General features: G+C 71.2%; 14 protein-coding genes and 1 pseudogene. 6 read left to right on the top strand and 9 right to left on the bottom strand.

Features of this window, described 5'->3' with window-relative positions; translation table 11 throughout:
* The first annotated feature begins 23 nt into the window (after positions 1–23).
* Positions 24–518, top strand: a complete 495-nt coding sequence (locus N7925_RS34885; RefSeq protein WP_265603517.1) for an ATP-binding protein — start codon at positions 24–26, stop codon at positions 516–518.
* Positions 519–848: 330 nt separating this feature from the next.
* On the opposite strand, the gene N7925_RS34880 is transcribed toward N7925_RS34885, so the two are convergent.
* On the bottom strand, positions 849–2,435 hold the full coding sequence (locus tag N7925_RS34880; RefSeq protein ID WP_274346267.1) for an alpha/beta fold hydrolase: 1,587 nt from the start codon (positions 2,433–2,435) through the stop codon (positions 849–851).
* Positions 2,436–2,635: 200 nt separating this feature from the next.
* On the opposite strand from N7925_RS34880, the gene paaK reads away from it, so the two are divergent.
* A complete protein-coding gene (gene paaK / locus N7925_RS34875; protein WP_274346266.1) occupies positions 2,636–3,934 on the top strand; it encodes a phenylacetate--CoA ligase PaaK in 1,299 nt (432 codons plus the stop codon).
* A 266-nt stretch (positions 3,935–4,200) separates the two neighbouring features.
* On the opposite strand, the gene N7925_RS34865 is transcribed toward paaK, so the two are convergent.
* The 3 genes and pseudogenes from N7925_RS34865 to N7925_RS34855 form a co-directional block, all read right to left on the bottom strand.
* On the bottom strand, positions 4,201–5,145 hold the full coding sequence (locus N7925_RS34865; protein ID WP_265603514.1) for an erythromycin esterase family protein: 945 nt from the start codon (positions 5,143–5,145) through the stop codon (positions 4,201–4,203).
* 77 nt (positions 5,146–5,222) lie between these two features.
* A pseudogene (locus tag N7925_RS34860) lies at positions 5,223–5,414 on the bottom strand (hypothetical protein); the annotation flags it as partial.
* 94 nt (positions 5,415–5,508) lie between these two features.
* Positions 5,509–7,008 carry an acyl-CoA synthetase gene (locus N7925_RS34855; protein ID WP_274346265.1) on the bottom strand — a complete coding sequence of 500 codons (1,500 nt, stop codon included), beginning with the start codon at positions 7,006–7,008 and terminating at the stop codon, positions 5,509–5,511.
* 330 nt (positions 7,009–7,338) lie between these two features.
* Here N7925_RS34855 and N7925_RS34850 point away from each other — a divergent pair, with 330 nt between their 5' ends.
* Complete coding sequence (locus tag N7925_RS34850; protein WP_274346264.1) at positions 7,339–7,626, top strand: hypothetical protein; 288 nt, start codon at positions 7,339–7,341, stop codon at positions 7,624–7,626.
* Positions 7,627–7,805: 179 nt separating this feature from the next.
* Here N7925_RS34850 and N7925_RS34845 read toward each other — a convergent pair whose 3' ends face one another.
* Both N7925_RS34845 and N7925_RS34840 read right to left on the bottom strand, forming a co-directional pair.
* A complete protein-coding gene (locus N7925_RS34845; RefSeq protein WP_265603511.1) occupies positions 7,806–8,090 on the bottom strand; it encodes a hypothetical protein in 285 nt (94 codons plus the stop codon).
* A 455-nt stretch (positions 8,091–8,545) separates the two neighbouring features.
* Entirely contained in the window at positions 8,546–9,376 is an 831-nt protein-coding gene (locus N7925_RS34840; RefSeq protein ID WP_274346263.1) for a class I SAM-dependent methyltransferase, read from the bottom strand.
* A gap of 432 nt (positions 9,377–9,808) precedes the next feature.
* Between N7925_RS34840 and N7925_RS34835 the strand changes: the two genes are divergently transcribed.
* Positions 9,809–9,955: a hypothetical protein gene (locus N7925_RS34835; protein ID WP_265603509.1), complete on the top strand. Its 147-nt coding sequence runs from the start codon at positions 9,809–9,811 to the stop codon at positions 9,953–9,955.
* Positions 9,956–10,305: 350 nt separating this feature from the next.
* On the top strand, positions 10,306–11,625 hold the full coding sequence (locus N7925_RS34830) for a cytochrome P450 (RefSeq protein WP_265603508.1): 1,320 nt from the start codon (positions 10,306–10,308) through the stop codon (positions 11,623–11,625).
* Positions 11,626–11,831: 206 nt separating this feature from the next.
* Here N7925_RS34830 and N7925_RS34825 read toward each other — a convergent pair whose 3' ends face one another.
* Entirely contained in the window at positions 11,832–13,382 is a 1,551-nt protein-coding gene (locus N7925_RS34825) for an acyl-CoA synthetase (RefSeq protein ID WP_274346262.1), read from the bottom strand.
* Complete coding sequence (locus tag N7925_RS34820) at positions 13,379–14,488, bottom strand: NAD(P)H-dependent flavin oxidoreductase (RefSeq protein WP_265603506.1); 1,110 nt, start codon at positions 14,486–14,488, stop codon at positions 13,379–13,381. The genes N7925_RS34825 and N7925_RS34820 overlap by 4 nt, the downstream gene beginning before the upstream one ends.
* 225 nt (positions 14,489–14,713) lie before the next feature.
* Here N7925_RS34820 and N7925_RS34815 point away from each other — a divergent pair, with 225 nt between their 5' ends.
* Positions 14,714–16,687: a serine hydrolase gene (locus N7925_RS34815; protein WP_274346261.1), complete on the top strand. Its 1,974-nt coding sequence runs from the start codon at positions 14,714–14,716 to the stop codon at positions 16,685–16,687.
* Positions 16,688–16,754: 67 nt separating this feature from the next.
* Here N7925_RS34815 and N7925_RS34810 read toward each other — a convergent pair whose 3' ends face one another.
* Entirely contained in the window at positions 16,755–17,867 is a 1,113-nt protein-coding gene (locus N7925_RS34810) for a LacI family DNA-binding transcriptional regulator (protein ID WP_274346260.1), read from the bottom strand.
* Positions 17,868–18,090: the final 223 nt, after the last annotated feature.

Here is an 18,090-nt window from a genome sequence, read left to right as displayed (position 1 = left end):
GGATGTGGACGGGGGCCGGCTTCATGGAACAGTTGATGATGTACGACAGGACCGAGCAGGAGCGTCGGAAGGCGGCCGGCACGAGCACCATGCGAGGCAGCGCCGCTTACGAGATGGCATCGGGCGAGGTCGCTCGCGCCCGTGGCTTCGTGCGGGACTTCCTCTCCCGGGCTCAGGCCCTGCACGGGGAGTCCGTGTCCGCGCGGGCGGTGGACGTGGCGCAGCTGGTGGTGAGCGAGCTTGCCACGAACGTGTGCAAGTACGCGCCGGGTCCGTGCCTGCTGGACCTCGAGACCGACGGCAGCATGCTGGGCATCACCATGTGGGACTCCGGCTCCGTACTTCCCGCGGCTTCGCCCGCCGATCCGACCCGAGTGGGCCAGCACGGGCTGGAGCTGGTGCTCATGGTCTGCCAGAGCTTCGAGATCCGCCGGGAGCCGGTCGGCAAACGCGTCCGCGTCCAGCTCTCCCTCCACGACAGCCCCAGCGGAAACCCGGCCGGCCAGACCACTTGGTGAAGCCGCCGCGCAGGGCCGCCGGAACGCGATGCAGTCGCGCCGTGAAGCGCTGACGTGATGCGGGCGCGCCGCAAGGCGCTGGGGCGCCCCGCTGCGCCGTCCGGCGCAGCGCAAGGCCAACCGCGAGTGCGCCGACCGCGTCGCCCTCCCCTCTCGGGCGACACCCCGGAGTGAGTCGTCCGGCTCGGAGTACCAGCGGGAGCGGCACCAGCGGCATGGGGAGCAGCCCTGGAGTGGACCATCGGTCCGGAATTCCGCTTCGGTCAGCGCGCGCCGCCCCTGCCCTGCCGTTCAGCGCGGCCTCTTCCCGTACCTCCGTGCTCCTCGGGATCATTCATCGGAAGCCCATCCACGACCTCCGTCGCCGGTGGAGTTGGCCGCGGACCCGCCGGGTCGGACGAGCCCGAAAGACCGGATCGCCGCGAGGAACTCCTCCGGCCGTTCCGTGTGGATCAGGTGCCCGGCGTCGATGGTGACCAGCTCGGCCTCCGGTATCGCCCGGACCAGCTGCGCGAGCTGTCCCTGGTCGATGTGGCTGGTGGGGCCGCCACCGATGACGAGGGTGGGCGCGGTGATCTCCGGGAACCGGCTCCGGACGGCCGGGTCGGGGTCGTTCAGCTGGACGTCGGTGTCGGGGACGACGGGCCAGTCGAAGTCGAGCGGGCCCTCCGGGCGGACGGAGGGTGGCCGGGGCGGGTCGAGCGGGTGGAGGGGCGGCGCGTCCTCGATGACCAGCCGTCCGATCAGACCCGGCTCCCGCTGGGCCAGGAGGTAGGCGGCCACCCCGCCCATGGAGTGCCCGACGACGGTCGCGCCGGCCAGGTTGCGGGCCTCCAGGAAGGCGTGCAGGTCATCGCGGAACATCTCGAAGGAGTAGCGGCCGGGCCAGTCGCTCAGCCCGTGGCCCCGGAAATCGGGGGCGTACACACGGTGGTCGGCGGCCAGGTCCTCCGCGATCCGGGTCCAGGTCCCGCTGGAGCCGGCCCGGCCGTGCAGGAGGACGACGGGCGGGGACGGCTCCTCGCCCCACACCCGGTACGCCAGTCGGACCCCGCCCGCCTGCACCGTACGGATGTCGGGGTCGAGGAAGGCCTCCACCGTACGGGCGAAGGCTCCCGGGTCGTCCAGCCACGGGAAGTGCCCGGCGCCCCGCTGGACGACGAACTCGGCGCCCGGGAAGAGCGCGGCGAGTTCCGTGGCCCGGTCCGGGCTCGGGTGGCCGTCGTACTCCCCGGCGAGGACGAGGACCGGCACGGTCAGGGCGCGCAGGGCCCCGGCGGTGGCGGCGGGATCGTGAACCCCTTCTCCGCCGTAGTGGCCGCGAGCCTCGACGTTGGTCTGCCCGGCGGAGGCTTCGGCGTGGGCGCGGGCCGTCGCGTCCCAGCGGCCGTAGGTGAGGGGCCGGACGGCGGGCCACAGCTCGGCGAACGGTCCGCCGGCGAGCAGCGCCTCCTGGGCGGCCCTCGCCTCGGGGTACCAGGGCTCGTCGCGGCGCAGCTCGGCGGCCTCGCGCAGGTCCTGGTCGCTGATCTTGATGCCCACGGCCCGAGTGCTGGGCGTGACGAGGGTCAGGGTGCGGAGCCGGTCCGGGTGGCGGGCCGCGTACAGCAGGGCCAGGTCGGCCCCGGCGGAATGCGCCAGTACGTCGATCCGGTCGAGGCGCAGGTGTTCGCGCAGCGCCTCCACGTCGTCCACGAGGCGGTCGCAGCGGTACGTCGAGGGGTCCTCGGGCACACCGGAGTCGCCGGTGCCGCGGAGGTCCAGTGATACGAGCTGCCGCCGGGCGGCGAGCCCTCCGAGGTCACCGAGATACGCGCTCGCCCGCATCGGCCCGCCGGGCAGGCAGATCAGCGGCTCCCCCTCCCCCACCAGGTGATAGGCGAGCGGGGTCGTGTCGTGCGCGGAGAAGATCGGCATGCTCCCCATCCAAACAGGAAGCCGTGAGCGGGCGCACCGGACTTCGCCGCGGGCTGATCCGCCGCGAACCCCGCGTACCTCTTGCCAGCAGCCCCGGCCGCCTGCATTACTGCTCCCAGGAAGATCGACCGAATGATCGGTCGCCCCCTTGCGGCCAGTTTATGACGTGTTGGTCGCCTGTTTCGGAGGGAAGAGCCCTGATGACGGCCATGCTGGACGCGGCGGAACAGCTCGGCCGCGGCGAACTGGAGGCCCTGCAACTGGAGCGGCTCCGCTCCACGCTGCGCCACGCGTACGACAACGTGCCCTTCTACCGGAACGCCTTCGACAGGGCGGGGCTGCGGCCCGACGACTGCCGGACGCTCGCCGATCTGGCCCGGTTCCCGTTCACGGTGAAGGCGGATCTACGGGACAACTACCCGTTCGGGATGTTCGCGGTGCCGGAGCACGAAGTGCGCAGGATCCACGCCTCCAGCGGCACGACCGGACGTCCGACGGTCGTCGGGTACACCGAACGGGACCTGGACACCTGGGCGGACGTGGTGGCCCGTTCGATCCGGGCGGCGGGCGGGCGGCCCGGCCACAAGGTTCATGTGGCGTACGGATACGGGCTGTTCACCGGTGGGCTCGGGGCGCACTACGGGGCGGAGCGGCTCGGCTGCACGGTGATCCCGGCGTCCGGGGGCATGACCGCGCGCCAGGTCCGGCTGATCCAGGACTTCCGGCCCGAGATCATCATGATCACGCCGTCGTACATGCTGACGCTGCTGGACGAGTTCGAGCGGCAGGGTGTCGATCCGCGTTCGACGTCCCTGGAGGTCGGGATCTTCGGCGCGGAGCCGTGGACCGAGGGGATGCGCCGGGAGATCGAGGAACGGTTCGCCATCGACGCGGTCGACATATACGGGCTCTCCGAGGTGATGGGCCCGGGGGTCGCGCAGGAGTGCGTGGAGACGAAGGACGGGCTGCACATCTGGGAGGACCACTTCTATCCGGAGGTCGTGGACCCGTTCACGGGTGAGCTGTTGCCGGACGGCGAGGAGGGAGAGCTGGTCTTCACCTCACTGACCAAGGAGGCGATGCCGGTGGTCCGCTACCGCACCCGGGACCTGACGCGGCTGCTGCCGGGGACGGCACGGACGTTCCGCCGGATGGAGAAGGTCACCGGCCGCAGCGACGACATGGTGATCCTGCGCGGGGTGAACCTCTTCCCCACTCAGATCGAGGAGATCGTGCTGCGTACGCCCGCCGTCGCCCCGCACTTCCAGCTGCGGCTGACCCGGCACGGGCGGCTCGACGCGCTGACGGTGTTCGCGGAGGCGCGGGCGGACGCGACGACCGATGAGCGGGAGAAGGCGGCGCGAGCCATCGCGGCGGCCGTGAAGGACGGCATCGGGGTGTCGGTGAGCGTCGAGATCGTGGATCCGGAGTCGCTGGAACGCTCGGTGGGCAAGATCCGGCGGATCGTGGACCTTCGGGAGTCCGGCACGGACCAGTAGTGCTTCGTTACCCGTAGTACTCCATTACCTTGAGTGACATCGCCCGTTGATGGGCATCTTCGGGGTGTGAAGCTGAGGGATGTCGAGCGGCTCCGTGGTGCGTTGGCGGAGTTCGTGGGTGATGTGTTCGGGTCGTTGCCGCGGCGGGATCAGCGGCGGTGAGGTGCCTGTTGTCTGCGGGGCCCTGCTGGACGGTCGGCGTAAGCCGACCCAGCCGGTGGCCGAGCGGCTGCCGGACGGGAACACGCAGGCCTCGCAGGAGTTCGTCAGGGCAGGGGCCGGGACGGTGTCACCTCTTGCGTGTGGACAACGACGTCGAACCAGCTCGCGAGTGACCCGCCCGACATGTGGTAGGCCGCATCATCCCGGGGGTCGTAGAACGGGCCGATCAACCGCGTGCGCGTCGGGGCGTCCAGGAGGCGGCGGATAGGCTCGGGTTTCGATGTGCCCAGATTAAGGATGTATCCCGCCCTGTTCTCGGCGGCCGCATGCAGCAGGCTGTCGACGAAGTCCGGGCGTGGAGCGGCCAGTGGTTGGCCGATGGAACCACGCGCCATGGTCAGGCCCACGGACCGGTAGTCCCGTCCCAGTCGTTCACGCAGGTATCCGCCCATATTCTGGTGCGACTCCAGGGGCTCGGAGGGGGAGACGGTACGAGGGGCGCCGACGGCGGTGTGCGCCATTCCACCCCAGTAGACGATCTTGTCGCCGGTGCGCTGCTGCCACCAGCTCACACCGTCGGCCAGCGTGCGTTCCAGTTCGGCCAGACCCTCGAGCTGTGTGGTATGCCGCACCGGTTCAGCAGGGAACTGCGCGAAACGTACCGGGTCGCCTGGGTGTCGTTTGTTGTAGGACCGCATCCAGTGGACGAGATCGAGGATCTCGGCGGTCTGCCAGAACGACCGTGCTTTGCCCAGCAACGCACGAGGGTTTCCATCGCCGGTGGCGACGTAGACGTCCAAGCCGAGGCGCCCAGGGTCGTCGCCCTCCAGGGCAAGGGAGCGGAACCCCTCTTCTTCCACCAGCAGCCGCACGATGCGATGCGCCGCGTCCGACAATTCGCGTGTCTGTCGGGCAGCTGCTCCAAGCGCCACGATCTTGGCGTCCCGCACCAGCGGGGCGAGCGGCCGCAGATCGTTCAGTGGCTCATCAGGCTTCCTGTTCACCAGCACGTGTGAGTTCTTCCTGATCCACTCGGTCACTGTCTCCATTGGCCTGCCCTTCCTCCCCGAGCACCGCTTCTTGCGGACCACTCCAGAAGATCGTCTGACCTCAGGCTTGGTTGAGGTCAAGTACCTGTGACGTCGAGTTGGCGCTCGTCACTGGAGCGGCCTGTAGTGGCTCGAGGGCGGATCCAAAGGCGTATCGCGACCAGCGTGACGGCTCCGTGGATGACGTAGGAGCGCTGGTCGGACCTCGTGGCCACGGCCCGGAAGCTCCTCAAGGCGTTGATCGTCCTCTCGACTACGTTTCCGCGCTGGTAGATCGCCATTTCGCGAGTCAGTCCGCCCTGGAAGCGTCCGAGTCCCGAAGGCCTCGGGAACCGGAAGGCCCGGTCCCAGAAGCGGTCGCTCTCAGGTCAGCTCGTCCCGCAGTTGCCGCTTGAGGATCTTCCCGCTGGCGTTGCGCGGGAGCGCCTGAGCGAACACGACGCGCTTGGGCGCCTTGAAGGCGGGGAGCTTCTCGCGGGCGTGGGCGATGAGCTCGCTCTCGTCCGCCTCGCCGCGCAGGACGACGACGGCGGTGACCGCCTCGATCCAACGGTCGTCGGGAAGGCCGATGACGGCGGTCTCGGCGACGGCGGGGTGGGTGTACAGGGCGTCCTCGACCTGACGGGAGGCGACGAGGACGCCGCCGGAGTTGATGACGTCCTTGACCCGGTCGACGACGGTGAGGAAGCCCTCGGCGTCGCGGACCGCGAGGTCGCCGGAGTGGAACCAGCCGTCGCGGAAGGCGGCGGCCGTCTCCTCGGGCTTGTCCCAGTAGCCGGAGCACAGTTGGGGCGAGCGGTAGACGACCTCGCCGGCGGTGCCGTCGGGGGCGTCCTCGCCCTTCTCGTCGACGACCCGGGCCTCCACGAAGAGGACGGGACGGCCGCAGGACTCCATGCGGCCCTCATGCTCGTCGGGGCCCAGCACGGTGGCCAGGGGGCCGATCTCGCTCTGGCCGAAACAGTTGTAGAACGCCAGGTGCGGGAGGCGTCTGCGCAGTCGTTCCAGGACGGGCACGGGCATGATCGAGGCCCCGTAGAACGCCTTGCGCAGTCCGGCGAGGTCGCGGGTGGCGAACTCCGGGTGGTTGGCGAGGCCGATCCAGACCGTGGGTGGGGCGAACAGGCTGTCGACCAGGCCCGCTTCGACGAGGTCGAAGATCGACGCCGCGTCCGGGGCATCCAGGATGGTGTTCTCCGCGCCGACCGCCAGATAGGGCAGCAGGAACACGTGCATCTGGGCCGAGTGGTAGAGCGGCAGGGAGTGCACGGGCCGGTCGGTCGCGGCGAGGCCGAGCGCGGTGATCGCGCTGACGTACTCGTGGACCAGGGCCCCGTGCGTCATCATCGCGCCCTTGGGCAGGGCGGTGGTCCCGGAGGTGTACAGCAGCTGCACCAGGTCCTCGGAGGCGGGCGGGCGCCGCGGGGTGAACGCCCGTTCCGTCCCCAGGGCGTCGAGCAGCGAGCCGGGGGCGTCGCGCAGCGCGCGCACCGGGCGCCCGGCGGGGAGCCGCCCGGCGAGGTCCGGGTCGGTCAGGACGAGGGAGGAGCCGGACTGGTCGAGGAGGTAGGCCAGGTCGTCGCCGGTGAGGTTCTGGTTGACCGGCACATGGACGAACCCGGCCCGTGCGCAGGCGAGGAAGCCGATGAGATAGGCGTCGGAGTTGTGCGCGTAGGCGGCCACCCGGTCGCCGGGAGCGAGCCCGTGCTCCTCGGTGAGGACGGCGGCGGCCGTGGAGACGGCGGCGTCCAGGGAGCGGTAGGTCCAGGCCCGGCCGGCGTACCGCACGGCGGTCCGCCCGGGCGTGCGCCCGGCGCTGCGGGTGAGGACGCCGTCGACTGTGCTGCTGCGTACACCTGTCATGGCGTGATCCTGTGCGGCCCGGCCCCCAGGGGTCAAGAGGCTGGATACCGACCAGACGGCTGACAGCCCCCCGGGCTCCCTGGCTCAGTGGCGCCTGGTCCGTCCGGGCGTTCCGGACCGGCCGGACGTGCCACCCGCACCGCTGGGAGGAAACACCTTGACGTGCCGAAACCGTCTGAGACTGCTCGGGTCGCCGGTCTCGCCCTGTTCACCGTCTCGGCGTCGCTGCCGCCGGCCGCCGCGTCCGGGGCACTTGAGTCGGAGGCACCCGTCCGGGGGCGGTCTCTCCCCCGTCATCCCCGATACACGGAGTAGGGCATTCCACACATCATGGCGAAGGACTCCGCGCGGCTCGGCTTCGGCGCCGACTGGGCGCAGGCCACCGATCAGATGTGCACGCCGTCGGACGGCTTCCCCCCGGTGCGCGGGGAGCGGTGGAGATTCTTCGGCCCGGACGCCGCCATGGACTCCTCCCTCTCCTCGGCGGCGACGAACCGCTCCAGTGACCGCGATCGAGAAGGGATCGAGGCCGACATGGCCGCCTTCGGCGCTGACCACCCGTTCCCGCGTCCGCGCGCCGGGCATCTCGACGTGAAGCCGAGGTGCCCGCACGCGTAGGGGTCGTCCTCCCAGCTCCACCGGTCGATTCCGGACGTCAGGGCGCAGGACGGGCAGTGCACGGACCTCCTGAACCGACACGGTGTCGGCTTCCTTCTCGCCGCCGGTGGATCCTCCGGGATCGACCTGGCCCTTGGCGATGGACGGTCAGGGGGAGCACGGACGCTGCCGCCTCGGTGTCAGTTGAGCGCGACGGGAGGCGGTGTGCCGTAGAAGGTGAGCGGCGGCCAGCCCTTCGACTGAGCCAGTGCTGACAACGCCTCGGCCACCTCGAGGGGGGTGATGTCCTGCGCCGAGGGGTAGCCGTTCGGCTTGTCGACACGGAGCTTGAAGCTGACGTCCATCATCAGATCGCTCTCGGCCATGCTCGCGTCGGCCCGGAACTCGGTGCCCTCCATGAACTGAACCGGTGTTGTGGCCGGGTCCGCTTCCGCGGCGTCGGCCGCCGAGGTGGACGCGAACACGGCTCCGGCTGCGGCCGTCCCTGAGTACCCCAGCAACTTGCGTCTCGATATATCCGACACGAACGCCTCCCTCTGCCGACGTCCCGGGGCATCCCGGAGCTGCGATCGATCCTATGAACGAGAGGCTCGTCGCGAAGGGCTTTCCTGAGATCCGGGAGGGGTTGTTTGTTGCCCCACCGCCGAGGCCCAGCGGGCTGATCCCAGGCATCCGGCCCTCTCCTCCGCAGCATGCCGAAGGACCATCGCCGAGGCCGCACCTGGCCCGGGCGGCCCGTCCTGCTTCACTCGGCTGCGAAACCAGCTGCGCCCCGGTGGGGTGACCACGCCGGTGCGGTGACCCCACCGGGGCGCTCTCCAACACCGTCCGCCGGGCACCGGTCACCGGTCACCGGCGACGGCGAAATCTTCGGACCCGGAGGACTCATGCCCGACCAACGCCGAATCTCTGACTCAGGTCACTGGCCCGGCTGGTGGGGTGCGCCGAACTCGCTGTCGGTGTACCAGCCGAACCGGGCACGCTGTCCAACACGGAGGAGGCTCAGGTAACGGCGTGATGCTCGGTCGCCCATGCGCGTGCGGATCCGCTCGGCGACGGCGTCGAGCAAAGGCTCCCGGACCTCACGATCAAGTCTCCGGTACAGCGACAACGAGCGAAGGTGATCGGCAAAGCCGTCCCCGGTGAACCACTGCACGGTTGGATACCAGCGCACCATCGTTGGGCCGAACAATCCTCCGGGATCGTCGACCAGGCCCCACCCCTCGTCAGCGCTGCGCACGTCTTCTTCGAGTGGCGGATGACCCCAATCCGGGTTCCCCGGGGAGAACCGCTCGTGGAGATCGGCGGTCTCGGCATACACCTCCGGTTCTCCCGGTCGACGGACAACCACGTGCCCGAGCAGCGCCATCCAGCCTCCGGGATGGAGCACATCGTGCGCTCGCTGCCAGCCAATCGACGGGTCGACCCAGTGCCACGACGACGCAGCCACGAGGACGTCGAAGCGTCGACCGCGGTCGTCCCACTCCTCGAACCTCGACGTCTCGACTTCGACGTTCCGGAAAGAGGCGAGACGCCGGCGAGCGAATGCGGCCATGTCTCCACCTGGCTCGACGGCGGTCACCGAACACCCGAGCGCTGCCAGCGAGCGCGTCGCCTGACCGGTACCGCAGCCCACCTCCAGCACCGACGCCCCCTCGTCCATGCCGGTGATGGCGCGGAGGTCTGCGAACAGCTCGTCGGGGTATCCCGGCCGGACCCGGTCGTAGAGCTCCGGCACCTCGTTGAACACTCGGCCGAGGTCTTCTCGATGTGGGCGCATCTTCGGATCACCAGTCACGAACGCACAAGCTATGAGTTCGCGCACGGAAACGCCAATGGCTTACGGCAGCCACTGCTTCCGTTCCTTGCCGTCGGTAGTTCAGAGAAGAACTCGTCGCACTCCACCCGAACCGACCGATGCGCCGGCCGGATGCGGGCTCCGGGCAGAGCCGGGGCCGCAGATGATGTTGCGGTTTCTGCTCTCCGCCCGTGCGGGATGCCCCAGGGCGCCCGGGCCACCCTTCTCGGCGTCCCGCTGCTACCCGCACACCTGGGCATGATCCCGAGTCGCGGCCCGGGAACAGCGGCTTCCGCTCCGTGCGGCGGCGGGCTGCGTGCGGCGCCTGGACATTCTCGCTTCATAGTGGGGTACGCGGATGGCATACCGTTCCAAGGAGGAATCATGGCCGGACTGATCGCCCGTCTCACGCAGTTCACCCGCAGCCCCCAAGGGCGGCGAACCGTCGCTTCGGCCCGGCGTGCCGCGGCCGACCCGCGCAAGCGCGCCCAGGCTCGCAGCCTGTTCGGCCGGCTGCGCGGACGCCGGTGACGTCGGCACTTCGGCGAATGACCGGGACGTCGTACGCGTACGCCGGACAGCCGGGCGGCGGCCGACAGAAGCTGCCACGGCTGTCGGCCGGCGCCGTCGCGCGCCGCACATCTCGAAACCGAAGGACCGCACGACCTCGACCGACCCCATCCGCGGCGCACCCGCCACGGCTCCGCCCCCGCCCCGCTGTCCGTCCTCCGAGCTGACGGCCGACGCTCGCGTTCCGAACGTCGACGCCGCTCGCACCAGTCGCCGGCCCACCCGTGACCGCCCCCGCAGTTCCTCGTTGCCCACACGTACTGGCGGCCGGAGCCGCGGAGGCCGACGAACGTGGACAGGACAGCGAAGCTATGAGTGTGGACAGGACAGCCTGCCCCGGACAACCGTTCGTGCCGCCCGGCGCGGGAGTACTCGCCCACTCCCGCGCCCTGCGGTTCTGGCTGGACCCGGCCAACCTCGCGGCCCGCCTCGAGCAGGCGGGCCCGGTCGTCGCCACCAGGACAGGCCCGGCGATCGCCTTCCAGGTCAACGACCCGGCACTGCTGCGTAAGGTCGGCAGTGATGAGGACACCTTCCGGTTCTGGGGCCCGGACCCGAGCCTGCGCGACTTCACCGAGGACGGGGTGGTCGGCCTTGAGGGCGCCGCCCACCGGGAGCGGCGCGCCGTGATGAGGCCCGCGTTCGCCGCGTCCCGGCTCACCGCTCTCGGGCCCGACGCCCAGGCCCGCACCCGGCGGCTTCTCGCCGACCTGCCCGCGGACCGACCGCTCGACATGCGGGTGGAGATGAGCCGGCTCGCCTGCGGCCTCCTCGTCAGCTGCGTCCTCAACAGCGAGATCGCTCCCGACACCCTGTCCAGGATCGCAACCGCCCGCTCCACCCTGTCCGGCGGCATGTTCTGGCGCTACGCCCTCGCACCCTGGCCCTGGGTGCCCGTGCCCCGGCGCCGCGCCTGCCGCCGCGCGCTCGCCGAACTGGACGAGGCCGTCCGCCAGGTGCGAGCCCGCCACCGGCCCGACCCCGACGGGCAGGACCTGGTGTCCTTGCTGGAAGCTGCCACTCCCGAGGACCCCCACGTGGTGCAGCGCGACATTCGCGCTCTGCTGATCGCCGGTATGGAGACCAGCGCCTCCACCCTCGCCTGGGCCTGCTACGAACTGGGCCGCTACCCGCACTACCAGCAGGCACTCCGGGACGAAGCAGACGCCGCGCCCGATTCGAGCCGCCTCCAAGCACACCAGCTCCCGCTCGCGACCGCCTTCGTTCAAGAGGTCACCCGCCTCCACGGCATCCCGTTCCTGGTCCGCCGCACCCGCCACCAGACCTGCCAGGGCGGTGTACGGATCCCGGCCGGAGCCGTGGTCACCCTGCCTCTGGGGGCCCTGCGCCGCGACAGGAACCGCTACCGCGACCCGGACGTGTTCGACCCGCAGCGCTGGCTCCCCCACGCCGAGCCGCCGCCGACCCCCGCCGGGCTGCTCGCCTACGGCCTGGGTCCCCGGTACTGCCCCGGCGCGGCCGCGGCCGATGCCATGCTGCCCGTCGCCCTGGCAACCCTGGCCGGCTCGCGCACGCTGCGCCCGGCGCGGCCCGGCCGCAAGATCGGCGTGAGCCTGGAACTCACACCGACACCCAAGGGGCTGACCATGTACCTGACCAATCGCCGCTGACGCGAAGCCGCCGACACGAAGGCAGTTCATCGCAACTGATGGGCGGTTCTGTGCGAACCTGTGCCCTTCCCCGCCAAGGTGGGGGCAGCGGTTCACCTGTGCCCGCGATGGACGTGCCGCCGTCGGACGGGGAGGATCCGATCACACCTCCGGCGGCTTGGCCTTCTCCGTCGGCATGGACCTGTCCTCCTGGAACCCCCCTGCCGCTACAGCGGGCGCTCGAAGCCCTGCCAGTACGGTTCGCGCAGCCGCCGTTTGTAGAGCTTGCCGTTGGGGTCGCGCGGCATGGCGGCGATGAAGTCGAGGCTCCGGGGCCGTTTGTACCCGGCGAGCCGCTCCTCGCAGTGGGCGAGGATCGCGGCGGCGAGCGCTGGTGACGGCTCGTGGCCCTCGGCCGGTTCGACGACGGCCTTGACCTCCTCGCCCCGGTCGGCGTGCGGGATGCCGAAGGCGGCGGCGTCCGCGACGGCGGGGTGGGTGAGCAGGGCCGACTCGATCTCGGCGGGGTAGATGTTGACCCCGCCGGCGATGATCATGTCGATCTTGCGGTCGCGGAGGAAGAGGTAGCCGTCCGCGTCGAGCACGCCGAGGTCGCCGACGGTGAAGAAGTCGCCGATACGGTTCGTGCGGGTCTTGGTCTCGTCCTTGTGGTAGCTGAAGCCGCCGGTGCTCATCTTCATGTACACGGTGCCCAGTTCACCCGCCGGGAGCCGGTTGCCGTCGTCGTCGAAGACGGCCAGCTCGCTGATCGGCCAGGCCTGGCCGACGGTGCCCGGCTTCTTCAGCCAGTCCTCGGCGGTGGCGAAGGCTCCCCCGCCCTCGCTGGCCGCGTAGTACTCCTCGACGCAGCTCCCCCACCAGTCGATCATGGCGCGTTTGACGTGGTCGGGGCAGGGGGCAGCCCCGTGGATGGCGTGCCGCATGGAGGAGACGTCGTAGCGGGCCTTCACCTCGTCGGGCAGCGCGAGCAGCCGGTGGAACTGGGTGGGGACCATATGGGTGTGCGTGCAGTGGTGGGCGTCGACGAGGCGCAGCATCTCCTCGGGTGACCAGCCGTCCATCAGGACCAGCGGGTGGCCGATGTGGAGTGCCGCGCCCGCGAACTGGAGCACGGCGGTGTGGTAGAGCGGTGAGCAGACCAGGTGGACGTTGTCGTCGAACGGGCGGATGCCGAAGATGCCGAGGAACCCGCCGAGATAGGTCTCCTCGGGGCGTTTTCCGGGCAGGGGGCGCCTGATGCCGCGCGGGCGGCCCGTGGTGCCCGAGGTGTAGTTCATGACCCAGCCGAGGGTGCGGTCCTCGGGCGGGGTGGCCGGGTGGCCTTCGAGGAGTTCGGCGTAGGGGCGGCAGCCGGGGACCGTTCCGACGCCGTAGCGGTGGGTCTCGGGCAGTTCCGCCTCGTCGGCGGCGGCCGTCGCGGTGGCCGCGAAGCGTTCGTGGGCGATCAGGACCCGGGCCCCCGAGTCGGCGACGATCCAGGCGATCTCGGGGCCGACGAGATGGTGGTTGACCGGGACGAGGTAGAAGCCGGCCTGCGAGGCGGCGAGGTGGGCGGTGAGGAGTTCGACGCCGTTGGGCAGCACGACGGCGAAGGCATCGCCCTCGCGCAGTCCGGCCGCGCGCAGTCCGTGGACCATGCGGTTGGCGTCGGCGTGGAGCCGGCCCGCGCTCCACTCCTCGCCGTCGGGGGCGATCAGGACGGTGCGGTCGGGGTCGGCGGCGGCCTGGGCCCAGAAGCCGTTGGGCGGCTGGTTCACGTGGCACTCCTTCCGGCGATGCGGTTCATGCGGGTGACGGCCCGTTCGAAGCCCCGGGTCAGGTCGTCGACGACGGCCCGAACACTGCGTTCGCTGGTCATCCGGCCGACGATCTGCCCGACGGGTGTGCCGAGCAGCTCGCCGACCTCGTACTTCTGGATCCGGGAGACGGCCTCGGCGACCAGCAGCCCCTGGAGCGGCATGGGCAGGGTGCCGGGTCCTGCCGCGTCGTCCCAGGCGTCGGTCCACGCGGTACGGAGCTGGCGCGCGGGTTTCCCCGTGAGGGCGCGGGAGCGGACGGTGTCGCCGGAGCCGGCGGCCAGGAGCTTGGCGGTCAGGGCCGGGGAGTGCAGGTCGGCCTCCTCGGTGGTGAGCCAGAGGGAGCCGAGCCAGACGCCCTGCGCGCCGAGGGCGATCCCGGCGGCGGCCTGTTCGCCGCTGCCGATGCCTCCGGCGGCGAGGACGGGCAGCGGGGCGACGGCCTCGACGACTTCGGGGACCAGCACCATGGAGCCGATCTCGCCGGTGTGGCCGCCCGCCTCGTACCCCTGGGCGACGACGACGTCGATGCCCGCCTCCGCGTGCCGCCGGGCGTGCCGGGCGCTGCCGGCCAGGGCGGCGACGAGGACCCCGTGGCCGTGGGCCCGTTCGATGACGTCGGCGGGCGGCGAGCCGAGGGCGTTGGCGAGGAGTTTGATCGGGTAGTCGAAGGCCACGTCGAGCTGGTTCCGGGCGACCTCCTCCATCCAGCCGGTGATGCGCCAGCCGGACGCCTCCCCCTCGGCCAGTTCGGGCACGTCGTGGCGGGCCAGGAGTTCGCGCACGAATCCGCGGTGCTCGGCCGGGATCATCGCCTCGACGTCCGCCTCGGTGACGCCCTCGACCTTCTTGGCCGGCATGACGACGTCGAGGCCGTAGGGCTTGCCGTCGGCGAGGTCGTGCAGGCGGTCCAGGTCGCGCGCGAGGTCCTCGGGCGCGGTGTAGCGCACCGCTCCGAGCACGCCGAAGCCGCCGGCTCTGGTGATGGCCGCGGCGACCTCGGGGAACGGCGTGAAGCCGAAAATGGCGTGCTCGATTCCCAGTTGCTTGCTCAGCTCCGTCTCCATGGGCGGCAGGATCCCGCAGCCGAGCGGCCGAGGGAAGAGCTTTTCTGATGCTGCGTCAGATTCTTTGCGGGCCGGGAGGCACCCAGGAGCGCGGGGGTGACAGTAATCTCTGCGGCGGCAGGAACTTTCACTGCTCGGCGAGATTTCGGAAGTTACTTTCGCGTGGGCTCCGGCGCGGCGGGCACGGCCCGGTGACCGGACGTCGGGCGCGGGAAGGAGTTGCGGATGACCGGGGACATGCGGGCCAACGGGCGGGCGGAGGACGGGCGGGGCGCGCGAGGGGGCCCGGAGCCGGCCGGGGGCCGCGGCTCCACGGCCGGCCCGCGCCCGGCCGGGGGCCAGGCCACCGGCGCCCGCGCGGCCGGACGTGGCATCGTCCGGCGGCGGCTGGGCGGCGGGATACTGGCGCTGGGCGGTGCCCTCGCGCTGGCGCCGATTCCGCTCGCGGGCGCGGCCGGCCGGGGCGGGCGGCGTGCGGGGACTGCGGACGGAGCGGCGGACACGGGAGCGGGCATGGAGTCAGGGGCACACCGGCCCACGCTGCGGCGCGGGAGCGCCGCGCGCGCCGGGCTGCTCCAGGGGCCGCTGGACCAGCTCGTGCGGGACGCCGAGGCCTACCTCGCCGACTCCCCGGCTCACCCCTGGTACGCGGGCGCGGTCCTGCTCGCCGGGCGGGGCGGAACGGTGGCGCTGCACCGGCCGATCGGCAAGGCGGTGCGCTATGCCGCGTACGACGAGAAGACCGACACCGGGGTGGAGTTCCCGGCGGACCAGCAGATCGCGATGGCCGAGGACACCGTCTTCGACCTGGCCTCGATCTCCAAGCTGTTCACCTCGCTCCTGGCGGTCCAGCAGATCGAGCGCGGGAGGCTGGAGCTGGAAGCGACGGTCGCCTCGTACCTCCCGGAGTTCGCGGGCGGTGGCAAACAGGACATCACCGTCCGCCAACTGCTCACCCACACCTCGGGGTTCCGGTCCTGGATCCCGCTGTACAAGGAGCCGACCCGGGAGGGGAAGCTCCGGATGCTGTGGGAGGAGGTCCCGGCGGCCGCCCCGGGCAGCGCGTATCTCTACTCCGACCTCAACCTGATCTCGCTGCAGCTGATCCTGGAGAAGATCACGGGTCGCCCGCTGGACGCCCTGCTCCGCGACGAGATCACCGCCCCGCTCGGGATGCACCGCACCCGCTACAACCCGCCCGCCTCCTGGAAGCCGAAGATCGCGGCGACCGAGGACGCCCGGCTGCCCTGGTCCGGTCTCGATCGCGGGCTGGTCTGGGGCGAGGTGCACGACGAGAACGCCTACAGCCTGGACGGGGTGGCGGGCCACGCCGGGGTGTTCTCCTGCGCCTGGGACCTCGCGATCCTCGCCCGGACGCTCCTCAACGGCGGGGTGTACGGCCGCTCCCGCGTCCTGTCCGAGGAGTCGGTCGACCTGCTGTTCACCGACTTCAACACCGCGTTCCCGGGCGACGAGCACGGCCTCGGCTTCGAGCTCTACCAGCACTGGTACATGGGCGCGATGGCGACCCCGCGCAGTGCGGGGCACACCGGATTCACCGGGACCAGCCTGGTGCTCGACCCGTCGACCGACACCTTCCTCATCGTGCTGGGCAACTCCGTGCACCCGGTGCGGAGTTGGCGCTCGGGCAGTGCGCCCCGGGTGGCGGCCGCCAACCAGCTGGCGCGGGCCGTTCCGGTCCGGCCCGAACGGGGGCGTACGGGGCGTACGGCGTGGTTCTCCGGGATGGCGAGCGCGTCCACGGCCACCCTCACCCTGCCCGCCCTGCGTCTGGACTCCGCACGGGCCCGCCTGGAGTGCGCGCTGTGGTGGGACACCGAACGGGCCGCCGACGGCCTCTTCCTGGAGGCGTCGGCGGGGCGGGACTGGGAGCCGGTGCCGTTCACCACCCTCGCGCCGGGCCCCGGCCACCGCCCCGATCCGCAGCCGCACCCGGCCGGCTCGGTGACCGGCTGGTCGGGGCGCGTCTGGCACCGTCTCGAGGCGGACCTGACGGCCTGGCGCGGCCGGGACGTACGCCTGCGCTGGCGCTATGCCACCGACCGGCTGTACGTCGGGCGCGGCGCGTACGTGGACGGGCTGCGGGTCCGCGACGGCCACCGCACGGTCTTCGACGCGGAACGGCCCCGGGACGCCGGCCGGATCGAGGCGACCGGCTGGGTGCCCTCGGCGGACTGAGCCCGCGCCCGGACGGGGAGGGGCGTCGTCGGCCGACGCCCCTCGCAGCGCCGGGGCGGCCGCGCTCTCACGTCACCGCGTCCGTCTGCGCGGGCGTCTGCCCGTCCGTCACCGCGCCCGTCTGCGCGAGCGAGGACGCGGGCACCGGCGCGGTCGACTCCCGGACCACCAGCCGCGGCCGGATCAGCAGGGAGCGGCCGGCCGAGGGCGCCGACTCGATCCGGGCGCGCAGTTGCTGGAAGGTCTCCGCCGCCATCTCCGGCAGCGGCTGGCGGACGGTGGTGAGCGGCGGCTCGAAGAGATCGGCGAGCAGGATGTCGTCGAAGCCGACCACCGACACATCGCGCCCGGCGGTGCGTCCGGCGTCCTTGGCGCCCCGGCAGATCCCGATCGCGCACATGTCGTTGATGGCGACGAACGCGGTGGGCGGGCGGGGCCCGGAGAGCAGCTCGCGGGCGGCGTTACGGCCCAGTTCGGCCGCGTCCTTGTCGCCGAACTCGGTGGTGTCCGCCCCGGGCCAGACCGTGGCGTCGGCAGGGTCGAGCCCGGCCTCCTCCAGCGCGGCGCGGAAACCCCGCAGCCGCTCGCGGCGGTTGACGCTGTTGACCGAACCGGAGACGAAGGCGATTCTTCGGTGGCCCAGTTCGAGGAGATGGCGGGTGGCCAGCTCCGCCCCCATGGCGTTGTCCACGCTGATGCTCGCCAGTGACGGCGGATCGCCCGCCTGGGCCGTGCGGTCGAAGGCGACCATCTTCAGACCCCGGCTGAGCAGCGGCTCGACGTGTTCGAGCGAGGGCAGCGAGGAGCAGAGCACCACTCCGCTGACCCCGTCCGCCAACAGCTCCTCACCGTACTTGAGCTCACGGGCGGGATCGCGCTCGCTGTTGCAGAGCAGCACGTGGTACCCCTCGGCGAGCGCGATGGCCTCCAGCTCCCGCGCGAGCGCCCCCCAGAACGGGTTCGCCACGGAGGGCACGATCAGGCCGATCACCTTGATCCGGCCCGTGCGCAGCATGCGCGCCGCACGGTTGGGCCGGTAGCTGAGGCGCTCGATGGTCTGCTCGACCCGGGCCAGGGTGGCCGCCTGCATACGGTCGGTGCGCCCGTTGAGGACGTTGGAGACCGTGCTTGCGGAAACACCCGCAGCCGCCGCGACCTGATGGATCGTTACCCCGCTCATGCCACCTCCGGTTGGAAACTCCCTGACGACCCTAGTGTATCGATTTACTGAAGTCTCTCTACCGATACACCCGTTAACTTGCTCGAAAAATTGTTGTGCATCAGCTGTTGACGCCACTCCAGCGGCGTTCCTAATCTCAGTGCATCGATTTACCAGCGCATCCCAGCCATAGCTGGGACCCCCTCACTGGATCGATCCACAAACTCCGCCTCAAAAGGGGTGC

Origin of the sequence: Streptomyces sp. CA-278952, from assembly GCF_028747205.1 — a bacterium.
Classification (GTDB): Bacteria; Actinomycetota; Actinomycetes; order Streptomycetales; family Streptomycetaceae; genus Streptomyces.
The sequence above is the reverse complement of the archived record's forward strand: the minus strand, read 5'-3'. Positions and strand labels throughout refer to the sequence as shown.

Coding starts and splice junctions, on each gene's coding strand:
- N7925_RS34885 (WP_265603517.1), top strand. CDS start 24: ATGGAACAGTTGATGATGTACGACAGGACCGAGCAGGAGCGTCGGAAG.
- N7925_RS34880 (WP_274346267.1), bottom strand. CDS start 2,435: ATGCCGATCTTCTCCGCGCACGACACGACCCCGCTCGCCTATCACCTG.
- paaK (WP_274346266.1), top strand. CDS start 2,636: ATGACGGCCATGCTGGACGCGGCGGAACAGCTCGGCCGCGGCGAACTG.
- N7925_RS34865 (WP_265603514.1), bottom strand. CDS start 5,145: ATGGAGACAGTGACCGAGTGGATCAGGAAGAACTCACACGTGCTGGTG.
- N7925_RS34855 (WP_274346265.1), bottom strand. CDS start 7,008: ATGACAGGTGTACGCAGCAGCACAGTCGACGGCGTCCTCACCCGCAGC.
- N7925_RS34850 (WP_274346264.1), top strand. CDS start 7,339: ATGGCGAAGGACTCCGCGCGGCTCGGCTTCGGCGCCGACTGGGCGCAG.
- N7925_RS34835 (WP_265603509.1), top strand. CDS start 9,809: ATGGCCGGACTGATCGCCCGTCTCACGCAGTTCACCCGCAGCCCCCAA.
- N7925_RS34830 (WP_265603508.1), top strand. CDS start 10,306: ATGAGTGTGGACAGGACAGCCTGCCCCGGACAACCGTTCGTGCCGCCC.
- N7925_RS34820 (WP_265603506.1), bottom strand. CDS start 14,488: ATGGAGACGGAGCTGAGCAAGCAACTGGGAATCGAGCACGCCATTTTC.
- N7925_RS34815 (WP_274346261.1), top strand. CDS start 14,714: ATGACCGGGGACATGCGGGCCAACGGGCGGGCGGAGGACGGGCGGGGC.
- N7925_RS34810 (WP_274346260.1), bottom strand. CDS start 17,867: ATGAGCGGGGTAACGATCCATCAGGTCGCGGCGGCTGCGGGTGTTTCC.